The 24,939-nt window shown below is 46.0% G+C and carries 22 protein-coding genes; 8 read left to right on the top strand and 14 right to left on the bottom strand.

Annotated elements, in window-relative coordinates:
* Positions 1 to 62: 62 nt before the first annotated feature.
* Entirely contained in the window at positions 63 to 1,934 is a 1,872-nt protein-coding gene (locus SPEA_RS03025; protein WP_012153832.1) for a DEAD/DEAH box helicase, read from the top strand.
* Positions 1,935 to 2,452: 518 nt separating this feature from the next.
* On the opposite strand, the gene SPEA_RS03020 is transcribed toward SPEA_RS03025, so the two are convergent.
* From SPEA_RS03020 to metB, 6 genes are all read right to left on the bottom strand, one after another.
* A complete protein-coding gene (locus SPEA_RS03020) occupies positions 2,453 to 3,430 on the bottom strand; it encodes a DMT family transporter (protein WP_012153831.1) in 978 nt (325 codons plus the stop codon).
* 56 nt (positions 3,431 to 3,486) lie between these two features.
* Entirely contained in the window at positions 3,487 to 3,771 is a 285-nt protein-coding gene (locus tag SPEA_RS03015) for a cysteine-rich CWC family protein (protein ID WP_012153830.1), read from the bottom strand.
* A gap of 55 nt (positions 3,772 to 3,826) precedes the next feature.
* Positions 3,827 to 4,207, bottom strand: coding sequence for a hypothetical protein (locus tag SPEA_RS03010; RefSeq protein WP_012153829.1), 381 nt, complete (start codon positions 4,205 to 4,207; stop codon positions 3,827 to 3,829).
* Positions 4,208 to 4,365: 158 nt separating this feature from the next.
* Entirely contained in the window at positions 4,366 to 5,256 is an 891-nt protein-coding gene (gene metF, locus SPEA_RS03005; RefSeq protein ID WP_012153828.1) for a methylenetetrahydrofolate reductase, read from the bottom strand.
* A gap of 205 nt (positions 5,257 to 5,461) precedes the next feature.
* Positions 5,462 to 7,855, bottom strand: a complete 2,394-nt coding sequence (locus SPEA_RS03000; protein WP_012153827.1) for a bifunctional aspartate kinase/homoserine dehydrogenase II — start codon at positions 7,853 to 7,855, stop codon at positions 5,462 to 5,464.
* Positions 7,856 to 7,870: 15 nt separating this feature from the next.
* Complete coding sequence (metB, locus tag SPEA_RS02995; RefSeq protein ID WP_012153826.1) at positions 7,871 to 9,031, bottom strand: cystathionine gamma-synthase; 1,161 nt, start codon at positions 9,029 to 9,031, stop codon at positions 7,871 to 7,873.
* A gap of 211 nt (positions 9,032 to 9,242) precedes the next feature.
* Here metB and metJ point away from each other — a divergent pair, with 211 nt between their 5' ends.
* Together metJ and SPEA_RS02985 are read left to right on the top strand one after the other, a co-directional pair.
* On the top strand, positions 9,243 to 9,557 hold the full coding sequence (gene metJ, locus SPEA_RS02990) for a met regulon transcriptional regulator MetJ (RefSeq protein WP_012153825.1): 315 nt from the start codon (positions 9,243 to 9,245) through the stop codon (positions 9,555 to 9,557).
* Between the two features lie 192 nt (positions 9,558 to 9,749).
* Positions 9,750 to 10,481: a sulfite exporter TauE/SafE family protein gene (locus SPEA_RS02985; RefSeq protein WP_012153824.1), complete on the top strand. Its 732-nt coding sequence runs from the start codon at positions 9,750 to 9,752 to the stop codon at positions 10,479 to 10,481.
* 6 nt (positions 10,482 to 10,487) lie between these two features.
* Here the strand turns inward: SPEA_RS02985 and SPEA_RS02980 are convergent, their stop codons facing one another.
* Together SPEA_RS02980 and SPEA_RS02975 are read right to left on the bottom strand one after the other, a co-directional pair.
* On the bottom strand, positions 10,488 to 11,681 hold the full coding sequence (locus SPEA_RS02980; RefSeq protein WP_012153823.1) for a conjugal transfer protein TraF: 1,194 nt from the start codon (positions 11,679 to 11,681) through the stop codon (positions 10,488 to 10,490).
* A gap of 204 nt (positions 11,682 to 11,885) precedes the next feature.
* On the bottom strand, positions 11,886 to 12,800 hold the full coding sequence (locus SPEA_RS02975) for a LysR family transcriptional regulator (protein WP_012153822.1): 915 nt from the start codon (positions 12,798 to 12,800) through the stop codon (positions 11,886 to 11,888).
* A 146-nt stretch (positions 12,801 to 12,946) separates the two neighbouring features.
* On the opposite strand from SPEA_RS02975, the gene SPEA_RS02970 reads away from it, so the two are divergent.
* Entirely contained in the window at positions 12,947 to 13,666 is a 720-nt protein-coding gene (locus SPEA_RS02970) for an SDR family oxidoreductase (protein ID WP_012153821.1), read from the top strand.
* A 278-nt stretch (positions 13,667 to 13,944) separates the two neighbouring features.
* A complete protein-coding gene (locus SPEA_RS02965; RefSeq protein WP_012153820.1) occupies positions 13,945 to 15,093 on the top strand; it encodes a putative sulfate/molybdate transporter in 1,149 nt (382 codons plus the stop codon).
* Positions 15,094 to 15,275: 182 nt separating this feature from the next.
* On the opposite strand, the gene SPEA_RS02960 is transcribed toward SPEA_RS02965, so the two are convergent.
* From SPEA_RS02960 to SPEA_RS02950, 3 genes are read right to left on the bottom strand one after another with little or no spacing between them, the layout of a single operon-like run.
* Complete coding sequence (locus SPEA_RS02960) at positions 15,276 to 15,815, bottom strand: response regulator transcription factor (RefSeq protein ID WP_012153819.1); 540 nt, start codon at positions 15,813 to 15,815, stop codon at positions 15,276 to 15,278.
* Positions 15,808 to 17,112: an ATP-binding protein gene (locus SPEA_RS02955; protein WP_041411253.1), complete on the bottom strand. Its 1,305-nt coding sequence runs from the start codon at positions 17,110 to 17,112 to the stop codon at positions 15,808 to 15,810. The genes SPEA_RS02960 and SPEA_RS02955 overlap by 8 nt, the downstream gene beginning before the upstream one ends.
* 46 nt (positions 17,113 to 17,158) lie before the next feature.
* Positions 17,159 to 18,073, bottom strand: a complete 915-nt coding sequence (locus tag SPEA_RS02950) for a dTDP-4-dehydrorhamnose reductase family protein (RefSeq protein ID WP_041411252.1) — start codon at positions 18,071 to 18,073, stop codon at positions 17,159 to 17,161.
* A gap of 119 nt (positions 18,074 to 18,192) precedes the next feature.
* Between SPEA_RS02950 and SPEA_RS02945 the strand changes: the two genes are divergently transcribed.
* A complete protein-coding gene (locus tag SPEA_RS02945) occupies positions 18,193 to 20,079 on the top strand; it encodes an alkaline phosphatase D family protein (RefSeq protein WP_012153816.1) in 1,887 nt (628 codons plus the stop codon).
* A gap of 262 nt (positions 20,080 to 20,341) precedes the next feature.
* Here the strand turns inward: SPEA_RS02945 and SPEA_RS02940 are convergent, their stop codons facing one another.
* The 3 genes from SPEA_RS02940 to SPEA_RS02930 form a co-directional block, all read right to left on the bottom strand.
* Positions 20,342 to 21,280, bottom strand: a complete 939-nt coding sequence (locus SPEA_RS02940) for a pseudouridine synthase (RefSeq protein WP_012153815.1) — start codon at positions 21,278 to 21,280, stop codon at positions 20,342 to 20,344.
* A gap of 310 nt (positions 21,281 to 21,590) precedes the next feature.
* Positions 21,591 to 22,184, bottom strand: a complete 594-nt coding sequence (locus SPEA_RS02935) for an LON peptidase substrate-binding domain-containing protein (protein WP_012153814.1) — start codon at positions 22,182 to 22,184, stop codon at positions 21,591 to 21,593.
* 152 nt (positions 22,185 to 22,336) lie between these two features.
* A complete protein-coding gene (locus tag SPEA_RS02930) occupies positions 22,337 to 23,392 on the bottom strand; it encodes a patatin-like phospholipase family protein (protein WP_041410800.1) in 1,056 nt (351 codons plus the stop codon).
* 266 nt (positions 23,393 to 23,658) lie between these two features.
* Here SPEA_RS02930 and SPEA_RS02925 point away from each other — a divergent pair, with 266 nt between their 5' ends.
* Both SPEA_RS02925 and SPEA_RS02920 read left to right on the top strand, forming a co-directional pair.
* Positions 23,659 to 24,120: a NanQ anomerase/TabA/YiaL family protein gene (locus SPEA_RS02925; RefSeq protein ID WP_012153812.1), complete on the top strand. Its 462-nt coding sequence runs from the start codon at positions 23,659 to 23,661 to the stop codon at positions 24,118 to 24,120.
* 107 nt (positions 24,121 to 24,227) lie between these two features.
* Positions 24,228 to 24,764, top strand: a complete 537-nt coding sequence (locus tag SPEA_RS02920; RefSeq protein WP_012153811.1) for a protein tyrosine phosphatase family protein — start codon at positions 24,228 to 24,230, stop codon at positions 24,762 to 24,764.
* The last annotated feature ends 175 nt before the right edge of the window (positions 24,765 to 24,939 follow it).

Below are 24,939 nucleotides of genomic sequence, written 5' to 3'. Positions count from 1 at the left end.
GATTTTCTGTCTTAAACATCGGCACATTCCAAGTGCTCTGCTATTCCACAAGGCTACAACCCATGTCATCCAATGAAAAAACTTTCCGCGAACTCGGTCTAACTGAGTCTTTAGTGCGTGCTCTTGACGATCTTGGTTATGAAAAACCAACACCAATTCAAGCCGCAAGTATCGAGCCTCTTATGGCGAATAAAGATATTTTAGGTCAAGCGCAAACAGGTACTGGTAAAACAGGTGCTTTCGCACTTCCTTTGCTAAACAGCATTGACCCAAATACTAATGCACCACAAATTCTAGTACTAGCACCAACACGTGAACTTGCAGTTCAGGTTGCTGAAGCATTCGCTAGCTACGCAAAATACATGAAAGGCCTACACGTTCTACCAATTTACGGTGGACAAAGCATGCAACAGCAGTTGAATGCATTGCGTCGTGGCCCTCAAATCATCGTTGGTACTCCAGGCCGTGTTATGGACCATATGCGTCGTGGCACACTAAAGCTTGATACGTTAAAAGCTATGGTACTTGACGAAGCTGACGAAATGTTAAAAATGGGCTTCATCGATGATATCGAATGGATCCTTGAGCACACGCCTAAGACTCGCCAACTAGCACTATTCTCGGCAACTATGCCTGAACAGATTAAGCGTGTTGCTAACAAATATTTAGATAACCCTGTTCACGTTAAAATCGCGGCAACAACTTCTACAGTTGAAACCATCGAGCAACGTTTTGTTCAGGTTTCTCAGCACAACAAACTTGAAGCGCTAGTACGTGTTCTAGAAGTTGAAAAAACCGAAGGTATTATTATCTTCGTTCGTACTCGTAACAGCTGTGTTGAGCTAGCTGAAAAGTTAGAAGCTCGTGGTTATGCATCATCACCACTACACGGTGACATGAACCAGCAAGCACGTGAGCGTGCTATTGAGCAACTTAAGCGTGGCCAACTAGACATCATTATTGCTACTGACGTAGCTGCACGTGGCCTTGACGTTGAGCGTATTGGACACGTAGTTAACTACGATATTCCATATGATACAGAAGCTTATGTTCACCGTATTGGTCGTACAGGCCGTGCTGGTCGTACAGGTATGGCGATTCTTTTTGTTACACACCGTGAAATGCGTATGCTACGCACTATCGAGCGTGCGACTAACAGCCGTATCGCTCCAATGGACGTGCCAAGCCCTGAGACAGTAACTGAACGTCGTCTTTCTCGCCTAGGTGAGCAAGTAGCTGAAATTATCTCTCAAGATCTAGAGTTCATGAAAGGCGCAGTGGCAACACTTTGTCAGCAATTAGAAGTCGATACAGACATACTTGCTGCAGCACTACTTAAGCAAGTGCAAAAAGATCGTCCATTGCAACTACATACAATGAACGAACGTCAACGCGATAGCCGTGATGATCGTAATTCACGTGACCGTGATGACCGTGGTTCTCGTGATCGCAACGACCGTGGTCCTCGTGACCGTAGCGACCGTCCACGTCGTGAATCTCGCCCAACACCTTCAAACCTAGGTGCTGCTGATTCATTGAAGGACAATCCAGATGTTAAAATGTGCCGTTACATCATCGATGTAGGTCGTGATAATGGTGTTGGTGTAGGTAACATCGTTGGTGCCGTAGCTAACGAAGCAAACATCGATAGCCGTTACATTGGTCAAATCCAATTGTTCGACCAAGTGACTGCAATTGACTTGCCAGATGGCATGCCAAAAGAAGTTCTACAGCACCTTAAGAAAGTGCGTGTATGTGGCCGTCCACTAAACATCCGTGAAGCTGCTGGCGAAACGTTTGCAAACACTTCTGGTGGCGATAGCCGTCCTCCACGTCGCCCACGCAAGCCTGCTGGTGAACGTGGTGAGCGTAGTGACCGTCGTCCTTCTGGTGACAGAAAGCCGCACCGTAAAGGTCCAAAAGACGCAGAATAAGTCTTAATCTTTGAAACTGATGTTTCATGATAAGATCTAAAAAAGGAGCCAATCGGCTCCTTTTTTATTGTCTGTGATAAAGAGCCTGCCTCGCACAGACTCATCATCCAGTAGACTTAGCTTATGGCTTAAAACACCGCCTAGCCCTGATTGCCCTCTCGACTCCTGTAAGCTCACTACAGCCACTAGCAATAGAAAACCGACTTGCTCAGCGCTTTGAGTAGCATTATGCTCTTTGGCAGTTACAGCACCCTTTGTTACAGTACTCTTGAAGCACCTCTCGTCGAAACTCTTCCCATAAGCTGTATGCTCAATCGTTTATCCCCAGGATTGTGTTACTCGGGATAACGACAGGCCAATACTAAGTGTCGAATGTTGAAATTGAAGTTGAAGTTGAAGTTGAAGTTGAAGTTGAAGTTGAATAGTAAGCCTAATGAATCGATAGGGCGATGGTGACAAGAGGCATAAAAAAGCCACCATTAAAGGTGGCTTCTTGTTTCAAGCTTAAGGTTCAAAGTCTAAGCAGCAGCCTTAAGGCTTCGTAACGCTCTGCGTTTTTGCCACATTGGCGATAGCTGTACCAGAATCACAGACACCACAATCAACACTATTCCAGTAAACGATAACGGATCGATATACGCCCCTTTTATCAGTTCACTCCACCAACCAAAACTCACTACCGTTGCAGTTAAGCCTAAGCTGATCACAGGTGTTAATGCCAACATGGCGCTCACCTGCCCTGTAGGCCAGTACTTCATCGACTGTCCAAAGCAGCCGTAAGCAATCACAGTGTTAATGGCACAGAAGATAGCTATTGCCCACTGACTAGAATCCATTACGGTAAACTGACTAAAGTCGCTAAAAGGTGCCATGGCGAAGATGCCAAACAGATAGATAAACAGCAGAATATTATTCGGTGATAAACGTTTAATCATCGATTTCTGGATAAGCGCGTAACTTGCCCATGACAACACAGAGAATTGAACAATCATTACCCCTTTCCATACATCTGACGGCCCATCCGTAAAATCTAAATATGGATGGAAAAACATCAACATACCTAAGGCCAGAGTCGCAAAACAGCTAAGCTGGAATGCATTCAGTCGCTCTTTAAAGAACAATACCCCACCAAAAGCTAGAAAAAATGGCGCAGTCTGGAAGTTCAGCTGAGCAGAACCTGGCGCAAGATACTTAAGTGAATAGACAAAAGATACATAGTTAAAAATCAGCAACACTCCAGCTAAAGCCATTTTTAACCACGAGAGTTTATCCAGTCCTTTGAACTGCTTTATGCTGCCACTTAAGTATTGAATGGCGAAACTAACCACTAAAGCGACTAAGAAACGAAACCAAGTTAAGGTAACAGCATCAATAAATTGACCAGATAGCTTAAGTGCTATCGGCAATATCCCCCAAAAAACAACTGCAACTGAAACAAAGATAAAACCGAGCTTAAACTCGGAAGATTGAGAACGCGGGTCCATGAATATGGCCATTGAAGATATAACAAGATCGGCGATAATGCCTGATTGATAGCGCTTGGTCTAGTGGACTAATCAATTCTCTTAAAAAGTGTGCCGCCTTGTGCCTGCAACAACTGTAGTCGCTGCAAACAAACCTCACAAATACAAGCAGTTCCACTCAGAGTCAGTAGCTCTTCTGCCCCCAAAATGTTAGCTAACAGCCTTTTATCTGGAAACTCTTGTTTACTGCACCAACACTGCTCAATACCCGCGCCAGATTGCGCCGCACAACCATTAAGGCCCTGACATAGGGGGCAATGATTAGCCTTAATGCTTTCCCGCTCAGATAACAATGACAGCTCTTTATCATTCATAGGTAAATTGGACTCATATATACTCACAACGACTAGGCAAAGTATAACAACCTAACTAAGAAAAATTCACCTCATAGGCGAGTGCTCGACACTCTAGGTGAGCGATACAAGATGCATAAGGGTTATCCTTTAAGCACTCCATCACCACAATGCCGTTACCACCCATTTTGTGCACCTTATACTTTAATGTTTCTATAATACTAGAATAGATAGGAGGCGGAGTATTGAGCGTTTGACAATAAGCGGCGCTCACGTCACCTATCATCTGGGAATCATGGTTATAGACCTCTTCTGCACTGTATTCGACAATCTGACTGGTTTGATATTTATCTACAACAAATTCTGGCGTTAAATTGGTATTAAATCTCACTCCCTGACAGGCCGTCATTCCCATCAAAGCTGCAGTTAAAACGATAAACTTTAATTGATTATCCATAATCAAACCCTGTATAAAATGCTTCCTATTTAGACTACCTACTTAGCGATAGTTACTCAAGCTCCTGCATACACAGCCTTCTGGATGCCTCTCTAAAACAAAAAGCCAACAACCTACGAGGTTATTGGCTCAATAAATCACTTAAGGGTTTATGACACTTACTTTCCCGGTCTAACCCCTAATGTGTGACAAATGGCATAGGTCAGCTCAGCGCGATTTAACGTATAGAAGTGGAAGTCTTTCACTCCTTCACGAGATAGGACTTTGACCATGTCGATAGCCACGTTAGCCCCAACCATCTGGCGGGTAATGGCATCATCTTCGAGCCCCTCAAACTGACGATGTAACCAGCTTGGGATGGACACATTGGTCATGGCGGCAAAGCGCTTAGTCTGATTAAAGTTAGTCACAGGTAAGATCCCTGGGATGATTTCAGCGTCGATTCCTGCAGCCGCGCAGCGGTCTCTAAAACGCAGATATGACTCCACATCGAAGAAAAACTGAGTGATAGCGCGGTTGGCACCAGCGTCTATCTTCTTTTTAAGATTAATCAGATCTGACTGTGCATTACTCGCATCGGGATGCACCTCTGGGTAGGCTGCCACCGAGATATCAAAGTCGGCTACCGAACGTAATAGGCGGACAAGATCATTAGCAAAACGAGTAGGCTTAGGGCTACCGTCTGGTAAGTCACCGCGCAGGGCGACGATATCGCGGATCCCGCTATTCCAATAATGTTTTGCCAGCTCTTTAAGCTCTTCATCGCTGGCATCGACTAAAGTCAGGTGCGGCGCAGCCAGCAAGTCTGTTTCAGTCTGGATACGCTCAATTACGCCATGGGTTCTATCACGAACACCCGAGTTAGCACCATAAGTCACCGAAACAAACTTTGGATTTAATGGCTCTAAACGACGGATAGAGTTCCACAGTAACTTTTCCATCTCTGGAGTTGAAGGCGGGAAAAATTCGAAAGAAACGTTAATATCACCATTTAGCTCAGACAGGCTCTGGTTTAATGATGTTGCATGTTGTGCGTGATGAAAACCCATTTCTACTTCCTCAACTTCAGCATTAATTTAGCACTTCCAGAAACAGACGTTTGGACGTCTATATGTCCATATACTAGAGAAACTGAGATTGAAGTCAAGCCTAAAAAGCAGGCAAATGAGTTTTTTTATTAAAACAATAAAATCATAATAAACAAGTCAATAAAAAAGGGCTCAAATGAGCCCTTTCTATTGATTAACGTGAAAATTATTCTTGTAGCAGATCGCGACAGATATGTGCCAGATCAGACTGTACAGCCGCTGCTGTCACTAAACGCCCGGCTCCAGGGCCACGAATAATCAACGGATTTTCCTGATAGAATTCACTGCGGATCACAAACACGTTGTCACCTGGCGTTAGGTTCGCATAGGGGTGGCTGATATCAACCCACTGTATCCCCACCTCGGCTTTTAACTCGCCATCGACCTTATCTAAAGAGGCCACGTATCTCAGCACCTTATCTTGCTCTGCAGCCGCAATAAACTGCTGCTGCATCTCATCATCGAGCTCGGTGATACGCGATAAAAACTGCTCTAGAGGGATTTCAGCCAAGTTTGCTGGCACTAAAGATTTAAGCTCAATATCTTCAAGCTCAATCTCAAAACCTATCTCGCGGGCAAGAATGAGTAGTTTACGCTGCATGTCTCGACCCGACAGATCATCACGTGGATCTGGCTCGGTGATCCCTAAGCCCCTCGCCTCAATAACTAACTCAGAGAAAGGTTTCTTGGCATCGAAGTTTTCAAATAACCAACAAAGAGTGCCAGAGAAGATCCCGCCAACAGCTTCGATACTGTCGCCGCTGTTATGCAGATCGTTCAATGCATGTTGTACCGGTAAACCAGCGCCACAACTGGCGTTGTAACGCCAAAATAAGCGACGGTTATCCAATTGCTGTTTCAATTCACGATAGAAGGTTAGTGGTCCAGAACCGGCTAATTTATTAGCGCTGACAACATGAATACCACGAGCGAAAAACTCTGGATATTGCAAGGTCAAATCGGCGCTGGCACTAATATCCAGCGCAATCACTTCATCACACTCTAAATCATGTAACTCTTCAAACAGATGGCTGTATTGCCATGGAGTGGCGTGTTCTTCGAAGGCCTGCTTCCACGAATCGAGCTCAATGCCCTCATCGCAGATCAAAGCGTTACGTGAGCTAACCAAACCAACCAACTCTACACTAGCCTCGAGCTCTTTATTGAGTGCTGCCTTAGCGCCACTAAAGAGTTCAACCCAAGCTTCGCCAATGTTACCGACACCCAATAGCAGTACGCCGATACGTTTGCGAGGCCCCGCGCAGCGACGGTGTACTTTTTGAGTTAACAAGTTTACTTGCCCTTGAGGTACCAAGGTCACTAGGCTCATGCCGTCGTTAAACAGCGGTCTAGCATTACGACTCAGTAATCTTGCAAAGCCGCGGCGATACAGGCTGGCATCGGCGCTGACCAGCGCAACCAGGCCAAGATCTTCGGTGATCTTAATATCACTCACGCCTAAGGCGTCACGGTTAATATCCAGTAATGCCAATACCTGCTTCTGATTTTCTAAGGTCACAGTGATCTCGGCGCGCCCCTGCCCAAGTTCCCAGTATGCCAGCGGACTCAGGCCAGTCTCCTCGAGCAGCTCAATAAGCTGCTTAAGTTCCGTTGTAAGCTCAAGATTGAACAGCGCAACGCTGCTTAGATTAGTAACCACTGGCGCACTAGCCGACGAACTCTTTGGTGCAATCAAGGTAAAGTCGGTATGGGACGCGTAACTAGAACGAACAGCCAAACTCACTTGAGTATCAAACAGCGGTTGCAGCGTTCTATTATGCAGCACAGGTGAACCTAGATGTGCCAAGCGGTTAGCTTCGGCTAATGACAAACTACTCAGTAACTTAGCATCGTTGATCTTATTTGGGTCGGCGTTAAATACGCCCTCTACATCGGTCCAAATGGTCACGCGCTCAATATCTGCTAAGCTGGCAATCAAGGTCGCACTGAAATCGGAGCCGTTACGTCCTAGTAGCAAGGTGTCACCCCGCTCGTTCGCGCAGATAAAGCCAGTAATAATTAGACGCTCATTAGGATGAGTTTCAGTCATCGAATGCACACGTTGACGGGAATCCTGTAAACGAATCTGCGGTACAGCCGCTTCGTCGGCAATCAAGAGTGTGCGAGCATCTACATCCGATGCCGCCACACCCGATTCACGTAATAGCGCCGCCAATAGGCGTGCAGACCAACGCTCGCCAAAGCTCACTACCTGATTGCTTTGGTATTCATTAATCGACTCTATCGATAGCAAGCTGATTAGCTGCGCTTTATCGTTAGAGAGTCGCTCCCGAAGAGAGCGTGCCTGCTCATTTGAGAGCAATTGCTCAATCAAATTTTGCTGGAAACTAATCAGTGTTTGTAGCTCTTCTTGCCACAGCTGCTTAGTCGTACTCAACTCGAGTAACTTATATAAGAAATTGGTGCTTTTACCTGCCGCAGACACCACAACTAAGTCATCGCTGTGACCGTGAGTCAGCAGAATATGAGCCACGCGACGGTAACAGTCTGCATCAGCAAGACTTGAGCCACCAAATTTATGTAAGTGACAGCGTGCCATCGTATACCCCTTTAATTAACAAGCGGCTGCGGCATTAAGCGCAGCTTCAATATCGGCAACAAGATCATCGGCATCTTCGATACCCACAGACAGACGAATAAGCGTATCTTTAACGCCAGCTTCGGCGCGAGCCTCTGGATCCATCGCTCTGTGCGTCATGGTTGCAGGAACGGCGACTAAACTCTCTACGCCACCCAGGCTCTCTGCAACTGAAAAACAGCTAAGATTTTTTAAGAATGTGACTAACTCTTGTTCTCCACCCTTAAGTTCAAAGCTCAGCATGGCACCGAAGCCCTTTTGCTGTTTAGCCGCAATCTCATGCCCCGGATGCTCTTTCAGCCCCGGGTAGTATATCTTGGAGACGGCCTGATGGTTAACAAGGGTATCAAGAATTCGCTGCGCATTCGCCTGATGTTCGCGAATTCGTACTGCAAGTGTACGAATTCCGCGCAAAGTCAGGTAGCTGTCAAACGCTGACCCCGTTAGCCCTAGGGTGTTTGACCACCAATGAAGCAGTTCACCTAACTCAGGATCCTTTGCCACGACCGCGCCGCCAACCACATCGCTATGACCATTGATATATTTGGTGGTGGAATGGATCACTATATCGGCGCCAAGTAATAACGGCTGCTGTAAAATCGGCGACAGGAAAGTGTTATCGACAACCACCAGTGCGCCCACTTCATGGCTCGCAGCACAGATGGCCTTAATGTCGACCACACGCAGCAGTGGATTCGACGGCGTCTCTAGCCATACCATCTTAGGTTTTTGCGCTATAGCCTGATTAAGGGCCTGTGAGTCGGTTTGATCGACCACTAATAACTTGAACTGACCTTTTTTGGCCAAATTAGTAAATAGGCGGTAACTACCACCATAACAATCATGGGGAACAACAAGAAGATCATCAGGTCCAAGCAAGCTAGTGGCCAACGTTATTGCCGCCATACCGGTGCAAGTCACTACGCCCGTAGAGCCTTTTTCAAGCTCGGCAATGGCATCACCTAAAATAGAACGTGTAGGGTTACCTGAGCGGCTATAGTCGAAGTCTCTTGGGTTTTTATGACCATCAAAAGAGTAATTAGTAGAAAGATAGATCGGCGGTACTACTGCACCATGCTGGCTATCGGACTCAATTCCTTGACGTACAGCCGCAGTGGCTAATTTACGCTCAGTCATGTACTACTCCTTTTCCTGTTAATTTTCACTCAAGAGATGTCTGGACGGCTAAATGTACCTAAGCACTAAGCCTGCGTCAACCACTTTAGCCGTTTAGACGTCCATGCATATGGAAATCTATTTGCAATTGTCATAAATAAGAGGCAATAATTTGACTGCACAATTTAAAGGGTTAAAATCTGCCCCGAATTTTGAAATAACAGGTGAGTCAATGACTGAGTGGAATGGCGATTATATCAGCCCATATGCTGAACACGGCAAAAAGAATGAGCAAGTGAAAAAAATTACTGTGTCCATTCCTTTGAAAGTACTCAAAGTACTTACCGATGAACGCACACGCCGCCAAGTGAACAACTTGCGTCACGCCACCAATAGTGAACTGTTATGCGAGGCATTCTTGCATGCGTACACAGGTCAGCCACTACCAAACGACGCAGATCTTACTAAAGATAAACCTGACAGCATGCCTGCTGAGGTTAAACGTCTAATGGATGAAATGGGCATTGAGTGGGAAGAACTTGAATAATCTTCATCGATTATCGACAAACGTGATCTTCAGATAAGGACTGCTTAGCAGTCCTTATCTGTTTTTGGCCTTGAATGATGGCTTAGCTCTATTAATCTATAACCACTAATCGATAACCAAAATACTGAACTGTTCAAACAGAGTGCAAGACCTCCCTTCGCTCCAACTATAGCCACTTGGCTGGATAAACTGATGATTGAACCCGTTACGCTTTTACTCGCCTCGCTTATTATTTTTTGTGGCGCACTGACCCAAAGTCTTATCGGCTTTGGCCTAGCCGTGGTGGCAAGTCCCTTACTCTATATCGTCGACCCGAGTTTGGTTCCTGCACCTGTAATTATGATGGGCTTCTCAATTGCACTGCTCACCTTGTTTAGAGAACGTGGCCAACTTGAATTCAATGGTCTGCAATACGCGCTATTAGGACGCATTCCCGGAGGCATATTAGGTGCCAGCCTAATTTTAATCGCGCCACAGCCAATCTTAGGTCTAGCCATTGCCGGTATTGTTGCTTTAGCCGTCGGTTTAAGTCTAATGAAGTTCAGTATTCCAGTGAACCGTTTCAGCCTCTTTATCGCAGGGATCTTATCTGGAATTTTTGGCAATATCGCGGCAATTGGCGGCCCGCCGCTGGCAATCTTACTATCAGGCAAAGATGCCGGACAATTTCGCGCCGCCCTCTCGGCCTTCTTCATCTTTAGCTCGATGATTGCCCTTATCATTCTGGCATTTGCAGGCCTACTAACCGTTGAGCATTTTTATATCTCGTTGATGCTGTTGCCGTCTGTTGTGCTGGGTTATATCGTTGCAGGACGCTTAGTGGGCCGTGTAGACAAACAAAAAACCAGAGTGTTAACTCTGGCTTTATGTGGTTGTAGCGCTCTTATCCTAACCGTTAAATCAACGATAGAGCTAATGGGTTAGCACTGGTTAGAAATGGTAGGAGGTTTGCAGCACGCCTCCTACCGCATTGTCATCACCAAACATACCAGTAAGGTCTAAGAAAAATGAGTCACCAAAAGCAAAGCCTGAACCCAAAGAGTAAAGGTTAGCAGTAGAATCTTTCATGTCATGACGATAACCCACTCTTAGCGCCATCCAGTCGAAGGCCCTCACTTCACCACCTACACGCCAATATTGAGTACCATCCAGCTCTTTAAACTTCTTATTCTCAATTAGATCGATATCTGTGGTCACCGATAAAATATCCCAATCATAGGCCACAGCAGCGGTCACAAGTGGCTCGACTCGATAAGTAAACTTCTGCCCTTCAACTTCTATGGTATCCACATCTTGGCTGATCAGGTTTCGCCCCGACAGGCCTAAGGTCAAACCATCGAATGCTTGCATGGCGACACCAATATCTAAGTTAAAGTTAGTCTCATCATTGCGATATTTGGCATCGTCAAAATCACTGGCATCAAAGTTGTTAGCATTGGCGATATAGTTGTAGCTGTCGATACGCTGAAACTTAGGCGAAATTCCCACTGCTATCGGCATGTTTACGATAGACAGCGGAAAACTTAGTGCAATACCGAAATCAGATACCGCGCCACCAACCACTTGCCCTTGGGAGTCCAGATCACTGATATTTGGAGGGTTATTAGGATCGAGATTATTGAGGGCGTCGATATCTGATTGCGCAATATCGGCAACTCCAACGGCGTTAACATAACTCTTATAGAAGATAGCCATCGGCATCCTCTGGTAGGGGATCGCCACACTAAAACCAAGCCCCGCACTGGCATAGGCTGAATTGCCATTTAGTGACTCTAAGTCGAAAACGAGATCATCACGAAACTCGTCAATAGCAGCGGTATTGCCAACATCGATTGCGGCCTCGAGCGCGTCATAAGAATCGATCAGTGAATCGAACTTATCGATCATGTCATCACTATCGGCCACATCGGCCCCTATCGCGGGGATCAGTAACACGGCGGAGTTGTCTTTATGGGCATTAATCGCAAGTAGGGCGGGATTAACAAATGCCGCGCCTTCTCTATTTGAAGCGGCTACTCCCGCCCCTCCCATCGCATCACTGCGTGCCTCATAATATTCTTGCCCTGCTTGGGCTGTAAAACAGGGGACTATGGCGCATGCCAATGCAATTTTATCTAGTTTCATCCATTCAGCCCTTTTAATGTCCTTAGCACTTTAAGTCACGATACGACTCAAACCGATAAAAGGTAATTTTGTTCTTAAGATATTCTAAGACAAAATTGAATAAAGAGGAGGTGAATCTTAACCATAAATCAACATTTCCATATCAATTGGTCCAAAAGGTGGATAAGTTACGATTGCCTAGATAAGCGTGTTAACTCAGCCAGCCTAAGCATTTGGCAATTCGACATACTTCATAAAGTGCTGTGTGGTAAATTCTATAAACTGCCTGAGCCTAGCGGGCTGAAATTGGTCTTTGCTATACAGCAGATAAAGCGGGGTATCCGATATAGTCCAGTCATCGAATACATGCACTAACTCCCCCTTGTTTAGCTCTGCACTACAATAGATCTCCGGCAGGCGTACAATGCCATTTCCGGCTAATGCACTACTTTTCATTACTCTGCCATTTTTACACAACAATGCCCCAGTAATGGTCACCTCGGTCTTCTGAGTTTTATCCGATCTGCGATGATAATTCCAATGGTAAACCGAGCCAGTTACACAGGCATGACTCTTTAATTCTTTTGGATTTTCAGGGCGACCATGTTTAGCGATATATCTTGGCGATGCCAAGGTGCAATTAGCGATATCCATCAACTTTCTTGCCACCAAGCCTGAATCCTCTAGCTCCCCCATTCGAAAGACTAGATCAAATTCATCCAGCACCAAATCGACTCGCTGGCTACTAAAGTCGAGGTGGATATGAATATTAGGATGCAGACTCATAAAGTCATTCACCAACTGATTCACTATCTCCTCACCGATATAGCCGCCCACACAGTTGATATTGATCTTACCCTGCAGGTTGTGAGCATCATCGACCGTCTTTGCAACCGCTTGCTCCATCACATCTAAGGCATGCTGACAGCGTTCATAGAAAAACTGTCCCTGCTCAGTTAACCGCTGGGCTCGCGTGGTGCGAGTAATCAATGTCACCCCAAGGTAGCGCTCAAGCTGTGTTAATTGTTTAGAAAGGTGAGAGCGAGAACAACCGAGCTTTTCGGCTGCTAATGTAAAACTGCCCTTTTCCGCAATCACGGTAAAGGCACGAACATCTGCTAAATTTAAGTCTTGATACATAAATAGAAACTCGTGTTATCTCAGAGTACAGCGCGATATTAGGCGTCATATGTAAACAATCATATTCTCTGTAGATTATATATCAACAATAATCTGTTGGTTAGAATACTCACCAATCACTAAGACACCCCACATTTGAGGCTGATATGAAACAATTAATCGTTATTACAGGTGCATCTTCTGGTATTGGCGCAGCCATGGCTCAAGCATTCAGCGCCAAAGGCCATCCACTTCTTCTATTGGCTCGCCGTGTAGAGCCGATGCAAGCACTAGGTTTAGACAACAGCCTAGCAATTAGTGTAGATGTGACCGATGCCGATGCAATGAAGGCGGCTATCGCAACAGCTGAAGAAAAGTTTGGTCCTGTAGGCTGCCTAATTAATAACGCTGGCGTCATGCTACTAGGCGCTGCAGATGTTCAAGATCCTGCAGAGTGGAGCCGTATGCTTAACATCAACGTGATGGGCGTACTTAACGGTATTCACGCCGTGCTTGCAGATATGAAGGCCCGCAAGACTGGCACCATCATCAACGTTAGTTCTATTGCAGGGCGTAAAACATTCCCGAATCACGCCGCTTACTGTGCAACAAAATTTGCAGTACATGCACTAACTGAAAACATCCGTGAAGAAGTGGCTATGGATGATGTACGTATGGTGACTATCGCTCCTGGTGCAGTTGAAACAGCACTTTTAAGCCATACCACAAATGAAGAGATCAAAGCAGGTTACAACGAGTGGAAAGAGTTCATGGGCGGCGTCATTGAGCCAACAGCCGTTGCTGATGCCGCTGTATTTGCATTCGAACAACCTCAAAACGTATGTGTACGTGAAATTGTATTAGCCCCTACGCGTCAACAGCCATAAAAATCACTGCTCAAAAAAACTGCGATAAATCATATAGATAAAAAAGCCTAGAGTTTAACCACTCTGGGCTTTTCACTATGTTTCTCACCAACCATCAACCAAAATTAAGTGGTTACGAATATTAGACCAATTGACCACTCTAATTAAAACCTCCAGCCAATTTGTCTCAACCTAGATGGATAATTGCCGTCTTAACAGCATTTTGCTCCCAATTCTCCCCAGAAAAACTGGCATCATTCTTGCGATAGTTAAAGCGTTCTTTTCCCACGGCAAGCTATATGAGATGTAAGACCAATAAATTTGATAGTGTTAACCAATATTCAGGAGAGTTTAGCGGCGCCTTCGCCGATTTAGGTACCTTCCTCCCCCTCGCGCTAGGTTTAATCGCCCTCAACCACTTCTCCCCACAAGGGATATTTATGGGGTTTGGTTTATTCGCGTTATTTACCGCGTTCTATTATCGTCGCCCTATCCCCGTGCAACCGATGAAGGTGATTACCGCTTTAGTGATTGCGCAAGGCTTAACGCCTGGCATGTTACAAGCCAGTGGCATGTTAATGGGGATCATTCTGTTAGTACTAGCCTATAGCGGCGCAATAACTTGGATGGCAAAACAGTTGTCACCCGCCATAAGTATCGGTATCCAATTAGCCATTGGCTTACAGCTTATCTGGATGGGCGGCCAGATGATGAGCCAAACTTGGCTAATCGGCCTCGTCGCCTTTATCGCACTGTTTGCGAGTAAATTTTTGCCAATGCGTTACCTTGCAATGCCTTTAGTCATAACCCTTGGCATAGTTTGGCAACTGAATAGTGGCACTAGCCCAAGTTTCGATCTTTCTGTCTCCGCGCCATGGCAATTTATCTGGCCAAGCATAGATGAGTGGACCTCTGCAGCAGGTTTATTGGTGCTACCTCAGCTAGCGCTTACATTGACAAATGCTGTCATTGCCACTTCTGCAATGGCGAAACAGAAGTTTCCAGAAGATGGTGCAGAAGCTTTTGCGCCTAAGCGCTTTGCCACCAGCTCAGGTTGGGCTAATTTATTATTATCGCCTTTTGGTGCCACAGCTATGTGCCATGGTGCCGGAGGCCTTGCCGTACAGTATCACTTTGGCGCACGTACCTGGTTAGCACCAACGATTTTCGGTAGCACTTGCTTACTGATTGCAGCGTTTTGGGGACAAGGCATCGCGGGGGTATTATCGCTTATTCCTCTTGCGGTTTTAGGTAGCCTACTGGCTATCGCAGGCACGCAATTAGCGTGGTCACAACGATTTATCGATGGTAAGCCTTTCTGTATTTTTGTAATTTTATCAACGGCTGCGATCTGCTTACTCGTCAATACTGCTGCAGGTTTAGCGACGGGAATGGTCCTGGAGATGGGAAGGCGTCAATGGCTTATCTATTCCGATATTAAATCCTAGCCAGACACAAATAACACAAGTTCAACTGGTTGCTTTAGCGTTATATAGACCACAATATTTGGGCACCCCCCTAAGTATTGTGGTCATCGCTAAGCCACAGCAATACTCGCTCAGCAACAAGTCTATGATTTCCCTCACCTTAAATACATCACACTCTAAGTGCAAAATGGACGACATTAGGCCTAACGATGATCCGCCGTCGGCTTCTTTAATAATTTACGCTGTAAAGTTCGTCTATGCATCCCAAGCTGCCTAGCAGTAGCTGAAACGTTGCCGCGGTTGACATTTAGCACCTGCTGAATATGCTCCCACTCTAAACGTTTAGGCGATAATGGCTCCTCGACTAATGGATCCATATCATTATCAAATGACGTCACCGATAACGCACTTAACAGGGTTTGCGTATCGACAGGTTTTGCCAAATAGTTATCGGCGCCCAATCTGATAGCCTCCACAGCAGTCGCTATGCTGGCATATCCCGTTAACAGTACCATAGTCACATCCGGGAGTAATTGTCTCAATGGCGAGATCAACTTAAGGCCGTTTTCCTGCTCTAACTTCATGTCTAACAACACATGAGTCGGACGAAATTGCCTAGCTAGCAACAAGCCTTGGCTGGCATCGTGACACTGCTGACACTCAAATCCTTGCTTAGTCATACGGCGAGCCAGCACGTTTGCTAAAGCCGTATCATCTTCAATAATGAGCAGCTTATTATTCATGACACTCTCCATCTGTATCGCCAGTCCAAACAGGGAAACATACTTGGGCAACAGTGCCTCCCTCTTTAGCGCTACCCAGAAGTAACTGCCCCCCCAAGCGCTCGAAGCTCGCGTTACTTAAGAGCAGTGCCATGCCCATGCCACGCTCACTCTCAATCAACTTGCGCCCCAGCTGCAGCTGCATCTCTTTGGGGATCCCCGCGCCAAAATCTTTAACTGAAACACAGAGTCGATCGCTATCCCCTCCAACTAGGGCCGATACCACCACTCGGGCTTCACCGGTATAGGCTTGACTGGCGCTACTGGCATTTTCAACTAATGCCAGTAGCGCGGGGAGCAGACTGGCATCGGTCTTAATCACTGCACTTTCTGCAGCCTGCGCGGCAGCGCGCTCACAAAACTTAAGCTCTAAGGTAACTTCTGGCATTAACAACAGCACTTGCTGCTCGAGCGTTGACAGCAGTTCATGGGCCGTTAACAAGCTCTGTCTCTGCTCACGAATAGACTCAGTGGCCATTCGCAGCGAGTTTAGCGTCTGCTCACAGCGGACTAATGCCGTGTTCATCTCCTGTAAAATTTCAGGCTCACTGGTTTGCTCTTCAACGGCTTCATCCACCAGCAAACGTAGACTCGCCAACGGCGTGGCTAATTGGTGGGCCATTTGTGCCGAGGCCGTACCAAGCGCTAATAGCCTTTCTTGACGTAGCTGGGCCTCGCGCATATAACCTAGCTCAACCTCTTGTTTACGCATGCGTTGGGCAATATAGGCCACACTGGTAGTCAGCACTAACGCCGAAATCAGGAAGTTAAACCACATGCCTAGATAGTGAGAACTCATATCCATGCCATGGTGCTTCATCTGGCTCTCGGGCACAGAAAAAATCATCAAGCTATAGGCGAAAGTCGACAACAGAGCTAAGGCCCAGGGCGCCCACTGAGGAAGTACCACTGCGGCAATTGCAATCGGTAGCAGCAACAAAGAGATAAATGCATTCGTAGCCCCTCCGGTAAAATAGAGCCAGGAGATCCAAAACAGGGTATCAATCAGCAACACGATGAAAAAACCGTTATCCAGGCGAGCAATCGAGCTACGGTGCCAGAAAGTAAAACCTAAATAGAGAGCCTCTAGGCTCATTCCCCAGTAGAGAACCGGGCTAGTAAGCGATAAGCCAAAGGTGTCTGCAGCAAAAAAGGTTAAGCCTATCTTCAGCAAGAGAGCGCCAAATCTCAACAATGCTAATTGATCGGTTGCCCCAAGATTACGTATCAGTAGATTTTTAAAACGTGTATTCATCATGGGGCTCATTGTTATCATGGGTAATCATTCTTTATTGTTATCGTTTTCATCTTTGAGCAAGCCATTGCTGTACAACTGAAGACTGCAACAAGGCGCTCTCTATTCCGACCTTAAAAGGTAGCCTGCTTTTAATCCCTAAACTGGCAAGTCGCTCACAGCTTAGGCTGCAGTCCTTTGGACGTTTAGCGCTATCTGTGGGGGATGTCACAGCAATGAGGTGTCCCGTGTCTAGCCCGAGGATCTCTGCCATGACTAATAGCATCTGATACTTACTCATGGTCTCCTCGGCACTAAAGTGATAACGCCCAGAGAGCTGCTTTCCAGCTAGCTGCAACACTAACATCTCGTGGATGGCGACGGCGATATCTGCCGTTGAAGTTGGGCTTCTTACGGCCCAGTCATCGAGGTACTCCACATGAGGGGCGAGTAAATGCTTGAGTAACACCATAACTGCGGATTCGTTTAGGCTTTCCACATCTCCATAGAGGATCGGCAGGCGCAAAATAGCAAAACTAGGCTCAGAATCAGCCACAAGGTTCTCCCCTTGTAGTTTTGACTGGCCGTAAAAGTTAACAGGATTAGTCTGACTCGACTCTTCATATTTAGGGGCTGTGCCATCAAACACATAGTCGGTGGAGATGTATAACAGCCAGGCCCCATTTTGGCTGGCGGCTTTTGCTAACGAGTCGCTAGCCTCCGCGTTTAGAGCTAATGCGGCCTGAGGGGCTTGCTCAGACACATCGGGGCGACGCTCTGCGGCGCAGTGTACTATGGCATCGGGTTTGTGTTTAGCCACGAATTCAAATACCTGCTCCGACTGAGTGAGATCTAGCACTTCAATACCGATACTCGCTCGACTAAATCCACACTCTATTACCTGAAAATCACTGCACTGCTTTAGCTGCTTGACCACGGCCCGCCCCAATAAACCTGTTGCGCCCGTCACCATAATCTTTGCCATAGTTACCATCCATTAATCCATAAAATGGGCCAAAAAGTCAGTCACCTAGCTTAAGGGGTTTTCATCCTCTAAGCACTGGTTTACTCTTGAAAAAGCCTACTTTACTAAAGAGTCTCTCCATGCCATCTGCAACTTCCCTGCCTCTCATTATTGCCGGCCCTATTTTGCGACACTGCGACGAGCAGCACTTCACCTTGTGGTTTGTCAGTCGCGAGCGCTTATCTGGCTTACGCTTGGCACTTATGGGCGCAGAGTTTGATCGCCAGCTAAGCGATAAGGAAGCGCACTGTATTCGCCTCGGTGAGCATGCCTTTCAATACCTGATAAACGTTTCCCAAGATAAGCTGCTGCCCAGAAACACCACTCTGCAATATCAAGTATTTGATGCTAACGCGAAAAATCTATTTGATGACTTAGACACACTAAATTATCCCGATACAAAGCCCTGTGAGTTTGTCGTCAAGCCTCAAATAGATAAGCTGCTGCATGGATCTTGTCGTAACGCACACCATCACAGTAGCGACGCCTTAGTTGCCGCCGACACCCAATTGCTGCAGAACCCAAATATCAACCAGCGCCCCGCCTTGTTAATGATGAGTGGCGATCAAGTCTATGTTGATGATGTTGCTGGCCCGATGCTGTTTGCCATTGGTCAGGTCATCGAGATTTTGGGTCTTAATCAAGAAGAGTTTGTCGATGCCCCGCTTACAGATTCTAGCCAGATCAGTTACCAGCCTGCCGCCATGTATCAGCGGCACATAAACCTGCTGCCCAAGACCCAGTACAAGGCAAAGACCGCCATTACAAGCTGGTATATCAATCACCCGATATTTACCTCCTCGATTGCAGAAAACCATCTGGTTAGCCTCAATGAGTTAATTGCGCTCTATCTACTTTATTGGTCGCCAGAGCTGTGGCAGCTAATTGAAATTCCAAAAGATGTGAGCGGGTTAAGTAAAACCCACAACCAAAGGTGGCAGCGAGAGTGGACCCACTTACTCGAATTTAAAGCAGGCTTAAAACAAGTGAGGCGCTTAATGGCACATGTGCCTACCTATATGATTTTCGATGATCACGATATTACCGATGACTGGAATCTTACTGCTAGGTGGGAGTTAGCCGCCTATGGCCATGCATTTTCAAAGCGAATAATAGGCAATGCATTAATTGCTTATACTCTTTTTCAAGGGCTCGGCAATGCACCGAGTCGCTTCGATGGCGAGATCACCCCAGATCTGAATCGCTTTTTTGAGCAGCCTACAGCCGATGCCCAGGATGCACTCATCGAAAAGCTACTGAGTTTTGAGCACTGGCATTACAGCCTACAAACCACGCCGAAGTTACTCGTTCTCGATACCCGTACTCGACGCTGGCGCAGTGAGTCTAACTTAGGGAAACCCTCTGGGTTAATGGACTGGGAAGCCTTGATGGAGTTTCAAGCCGAACTGGTTAACCAGCCTAATGTCATCATCGTATCCCCCGCCCCCATGTACGGCGTGAAGCTGATTGAAACCGTTCAGCGAGTCGCGACTCTATGTGGCGGTTCATTACTGGTCGATGCCGAAAACTGGATGGCCCACCCCGGCACGGCAAACACCTTACTAAGCATCTTCCAGCACCGAAAAACACCGGAGCAGTTCATCATTCTATCGGGCGATGTGCACTACTCATTTAGCTATGACGTCAGGATTCGTTTTCGTCATGGGGGGCCACAAATTTATCAGATCACCTGCAGTGGTTTTAAGAATCAATTCCCCGAAAAGTTACTGCCGATCTTCGATAAGCTTAATGGTTGGTTGTATGGGCATTTCTCACCGCTTAACTTTTTTACTAAGCGTAAACGTATGTCTATTCGTGGTCGACGCCCCAATGGCGAGCGCAGTAAACGCTTAGTCAACAACAGTGGCATAGGGGTTGTGGAGATTGCGGCCGACGGCGCACCAACCAAAATTGGCGTATTGCATTCAGATATGAGCGAAACCGAGTTTTTACCGCCAAGGCATTAGGTCATAAAGCCTAGGCCCTAGGAAAAGCAGGTTCGAGATCCTAGGTAAAAGCTAAGATGTAACAGCCGATAAAGGCTAAGACGGAAAAGCCAAGGCTAATAGATAAATGCCGTATTTTGGCTTTATAGCAGGACGCCGCGAAACGTCCTCGAAGCGAGCATGCGAGCGTTCTAAGCCTGGTCCTAGGTCCTAGGTCCTAGGTCCTAGGTCCTAGGTCCTAGGTCCTAGCAAGAATAAATCTATCAAAAGTCAGTAATAACATTTATAGATTTTGTACTTCATCTTGTAGGTTAAAGCCGTCGCAACTCACATCGACATCTTCATCAGTGATGGGGTCGGTAAAACTGAGTCGCCTTGCCATTAACTTGAGTGGCTTTGCAAAATCATCAGCGGCTTTATCGAGTAACTCGGGGTAGAGTCTATCATTAAGAATAGACATGCCAAGGCTCATCATATGCACTCTGAGTTGATGAGTCCGCCCCGTTACAGGGACTAGCTCGAACAGGCCATAGCCTCCAAAAGTCTCGATTAAACGGATCTCTGAGTGGCTATTCGCCTCCCCGTCGCTAATACACATTCTAAAACTGGGAGTCGTTTTGCTTATCCGGTTCTTCACCGTCCAATGCATAGGCAGAGTCAGAGAGCCTTGCTCTAACATTTGCTTGATTTGATTGTTTAATGGTGCAACCGCTTGGTAGGTCTTTTGGATCTGGCCACTCTTGAACAACTCGTGATAATCATGACGAGTCTCGCTCTTCTGACTCAGTAACATCACCCCCGCCGTCGCTCTGTCTAGACGATGAGCCGCGACGATTTGCTGATTACCCGTTTTTAAGCGTAACCGATTCACCAGACACTCATTGACGAAGTTGCCGCTCGGATTGACCGCCAAAAAGTGAGGCTTGAATACCAACAGAAACTCGTCTGTTTGCAACAAGCATTTTTCTTTGAAAGGAATTAATGACTCCTGCTCCACTTCTCGGTAATAGTAGACCCGCTCGCGGGGAATAAACGCCGTTTGAGCCGTAATAAGCGTGCCATCACGCCAATGGACTTTACCGTCAACAATGCGCTTTTGCCAAACCGCTTCGGCTATTGCTGGAAATTGGCTCACAAGGAAGCTAAGCACGGTAGGTTTATCGGTTACCGTTTCAGGTAACACTACATAAGAAGCTTGGGTGGCACGAACAGAGGAACTCATAAGACTCAAAACATAAGAGGGCTAAACAGAAGTGACGCTACTCTAGCAAAACTCGGTCTACTATCAAAAAACTATCGACTATCAATAAACAATCTGCCATCTGAACCTATCGCTAGCGGAAATAACTAGTTATCAAAACGGCCTCGACTCTAGAGCAGGAGGCTCTCAAATCAGGCCATTCTATATCTAGCTGTTCTATATCTAGCTATTCTATATCAAGCTATTCTATATCAAGCTGTTCCATATCAAGCTGTTCTATATCAAGCTACTCTATACCAAACTACTCTATACAAAACTACTCTATACAAAACTAAGAGTGAGGATTGTCTCTAGCGTGAGACTTGATTAGCTCTAATACGAAGTTCATCGTCTTATGGCAGTTAGGCTGATTGAGCAGACGTAATTTATCCTGATTATACAGTGGTAACACTTCTAACCAGCGCTGACTGACCCAAGAAGCATCTTCGAGATGGATATCGTTCTCATACAGGCCGAATAGCTCAGGATTGACCTCATAAAACTGCTGCAGTGCGGCGCTGATAAGCTCAAACTCACCATAGATAGGTTCTTGCTGCCAATTATTGCTTGGCAATACTCGACAGATCCAAGTTCCATCTCGACGCTCAGCCGCTGAAAGAATTTTAACCCTTTGCTTACCTTCGAGAATAATCCCTAAAGAGTCATCATCGAGTTGGTTAAAATCAATGACCTCACACTGAGTGGCAGTCTCATAGCAGGGAGGGTTACTATTGGCTTTGCTCATACCGAACACCAGAGGATAATGCCCCTTGAGAGTCTCGGCGATCATATTCAGACAACGAGGAGCGATCACGCGGATCTCGACCCGCCCTCCAGGCAACAATAAGGCGTCGTGCGCCAATAATGCCATCTCTTGAGTCTGCATAATAACCTCCCTCCTTTAAATAGGTAGGTCACATCATTTTTACCGCTGCCAATAAAGCTAAAGTGTAGCATCTGCACAAATTTCAGCCAGCGAGCACAAATGACTAGGTACTCACTAATTAGACAGCAACATAGTGCGATTTATTGCAGAAACTATAGCCGTTCTAAACGTTCAGCCAGTAGGCCTTTATCAATAACTTCAGCTAAATCATCGGCTAATTTCTTACTCATCGATGCCGACTTTTGCCAATATTTAATCCTGCTGTCACTATCTAAATGTTTAAAGTCCCCTCTATCGGGTAGCTTGCCGTAGGGCAGACTCTGCAGGTAAGCATCACTGGGGGCTAAGATAAGAGCATTATCATAGTTAGCCTTAGCCAAACGCCAAGGTAGCGATTTATCGAACCAGCCCGGTGCCATCTTTGGGTAAAAATGCGGGTACAAGGTCAAGCCTTGGCTTTGCTTAAGTGGTAAGTCAAAGTGGTAGTCGGTGATCCCACCATCGTAGTAATGGCCTTTTGGCGCGCCATCAATGGTCTTCACTGGCGCTAACACCCAGGGGATTGAGCCCGTTGCTAATAAGACTTGATGAATATTGTTTTGCGAGAGAGCGTAAAACTCACTGGGTAGATCCTTAAGCTCTGCATAGGGGGAAACACCTTGCTCAACGCCAAAAACACAACGCTTAAAATGCCAAGCTAGACTCTTACGTGTGACTAAATTTGTCATTGCTGCAGCCGCTAAACCCAGAGCCAACGGCGCGTGCCCGCCGAGGCGATTAATATGCCTAGCCTGACAGGCGATATAATGGCTATTGATCTGCGAATGACTAATAATCTCCATAGCGCCTGTACTGCCTAGCAAGCCTTGAATAATCCCGGCCACCTGTTTTGATACTTCTACCGCTGTAGGCTTAGTATCATAGCGCTGACCGATATACAGCTGCTCTAATCGGTCATAAGCCGCACTTGGATTTGCCTGCGCTAAACACGCTAATCTCCACGCCCCAGATGAAGCCCCTAAAGTATGTAACGGCTGATTTAAGTCTTTAAAAAACTCGCTAAACAAATAACGATCTAGTGCTGCGATACCTATCCACTTAGGCCCACCCGATGCGGCCAACAGCTGGGTAAACAGCTCTGGTTTAAAGTCATTTTCACTGAGCGTTTTAAAGGCTTTGGGGCCTGCGATAAACCGTAATGGAGACACACTCATCCTTAATATTGAATTATTTCAGCTTTCATTCTGCACACGCCATACAGTAAACCTGCAACTTCATGGATGCAACTTCATGGACGCAACAAGCTCAAACAGGCATTTGAAGTCAAAGGCATCCAGTTTGAAGTGAACTCCTGTATCGCCTGACTCAAGTTAGCGCTACACTTGCCAGCATAAATGACAAATCTCACCGGTTTGTCTAAGTCTAATCCTTCCAGTTGACCCAAAGTCACTAGGCATTATTTTGAGTAAACATCATGATTGTTGATACTTTAGCTAACCGCGACATCTACAAAGCCATTAATCCACGTATTGCTAGCGCGCTTGAGCACCTAGCTACAACCGATTTTAGTCAACTAGAAATCGGCAAGTACGAACTAGAAGGCAAAGATCTATTTGTGATTGTTAATGACTATCAAACACAGCCTAAAGAGCAGCAAGCATTTGAAGTCCACCAGCAATACATTGATGTGCAATACGTGGTAAGTGGTGAAGAAGAATTTGGTTACCTGCCTTTGGCCAATCAGACACCGTCTAAAGCCTATTATGCTGAGCATGATTACGCTAACTATGACTATGAATCAAACAAAGATGATGCGGCATTTATTCCACTAAAAGCCGGCATGTTTGCGTTATTTTTCCCGGATGATATTCATATGCCTGGAACAGGCGATAACGCTAGCCAAGTGCGTAAAGTGGTGATTAAGGTCAAAGTCTAAGCATTAAGTCTAGGTATTAAGACTAACTATTTGTTCTGCTTCTTGAACTTATGCCTTGTGAGTCACTCTTATACAAGTTGATAATGAGTACACAAAAGGAAACCAAGATGCGCTTTATTTTATTACTCACTAGCTTGCTTAGCCCTATGGCGTTTGCAGCCATTACACCGGATGCTTTACAGCAGGTAAAAGCTGTGCAGTTTAGTAGTAACAAGGTAATAACGGCAGGCTTGCCAACGCAACCTCAATTCAAAGTACTTAAAGATTCTGGTGTAGAACTAGTGATTAACTTAATCCCAAAAGATAATCCTACTGGTTATGCCAATGAAGCAGAGCTAGTTAAACAAGCTGGCATGGACTACGAGCAAATTGATGTGGACTGGAAACAGCCTACTGTTGCAAATGTTCAACAGTTTTTTGCCATAATGGACGCTAACCAAGACAAAGATATTTTAGTGCACTGCGCAGCCAACTTCCGCGCATCGGCATTTTATTATCTGTATCAGTTAAAACGCGGCCAAAGCGACTCATTGGCTTACCAACAACAAGTCATGGCACCATGGGGAGAGCTTTCAAAAAGCTTAAAAGAGTATCCCCAATGGCAGGTACTTATTGATCAGGTGAAGTCTGACATAGACCAATAGCGCTTGGTTTGCCAAGCTCGCCACCTTCTTCTAAAAAGCGCCTAGATGGGCGTTTTTTTTATGTTAATTGACATTCTCTCTCTTCCTTAATCCACACAAACCAATGTTAAGCAGCTACTTAGTGCGATCTAACCCGCAAATAAAAACCCTAATAAAAACCTCACCAATAGAAAAA

The sequence above is a fragment of the Shewanella pealeana ATCC 700345 genome (genome assembly GCF_000018285.1).
Taxonomy (GTDB): domain Bacteria; phylum Pseudomonadota; class Gammaproteobacteria; order Enterobacterales; family Shewanellaceae; genus Shewanella; species Shewanella pealeana.
The sequence above is the reverse complement of the archived record's forward strand: the minus strand, read 5'-3'. Positions and strand labels throughout refer to the sequence as shown.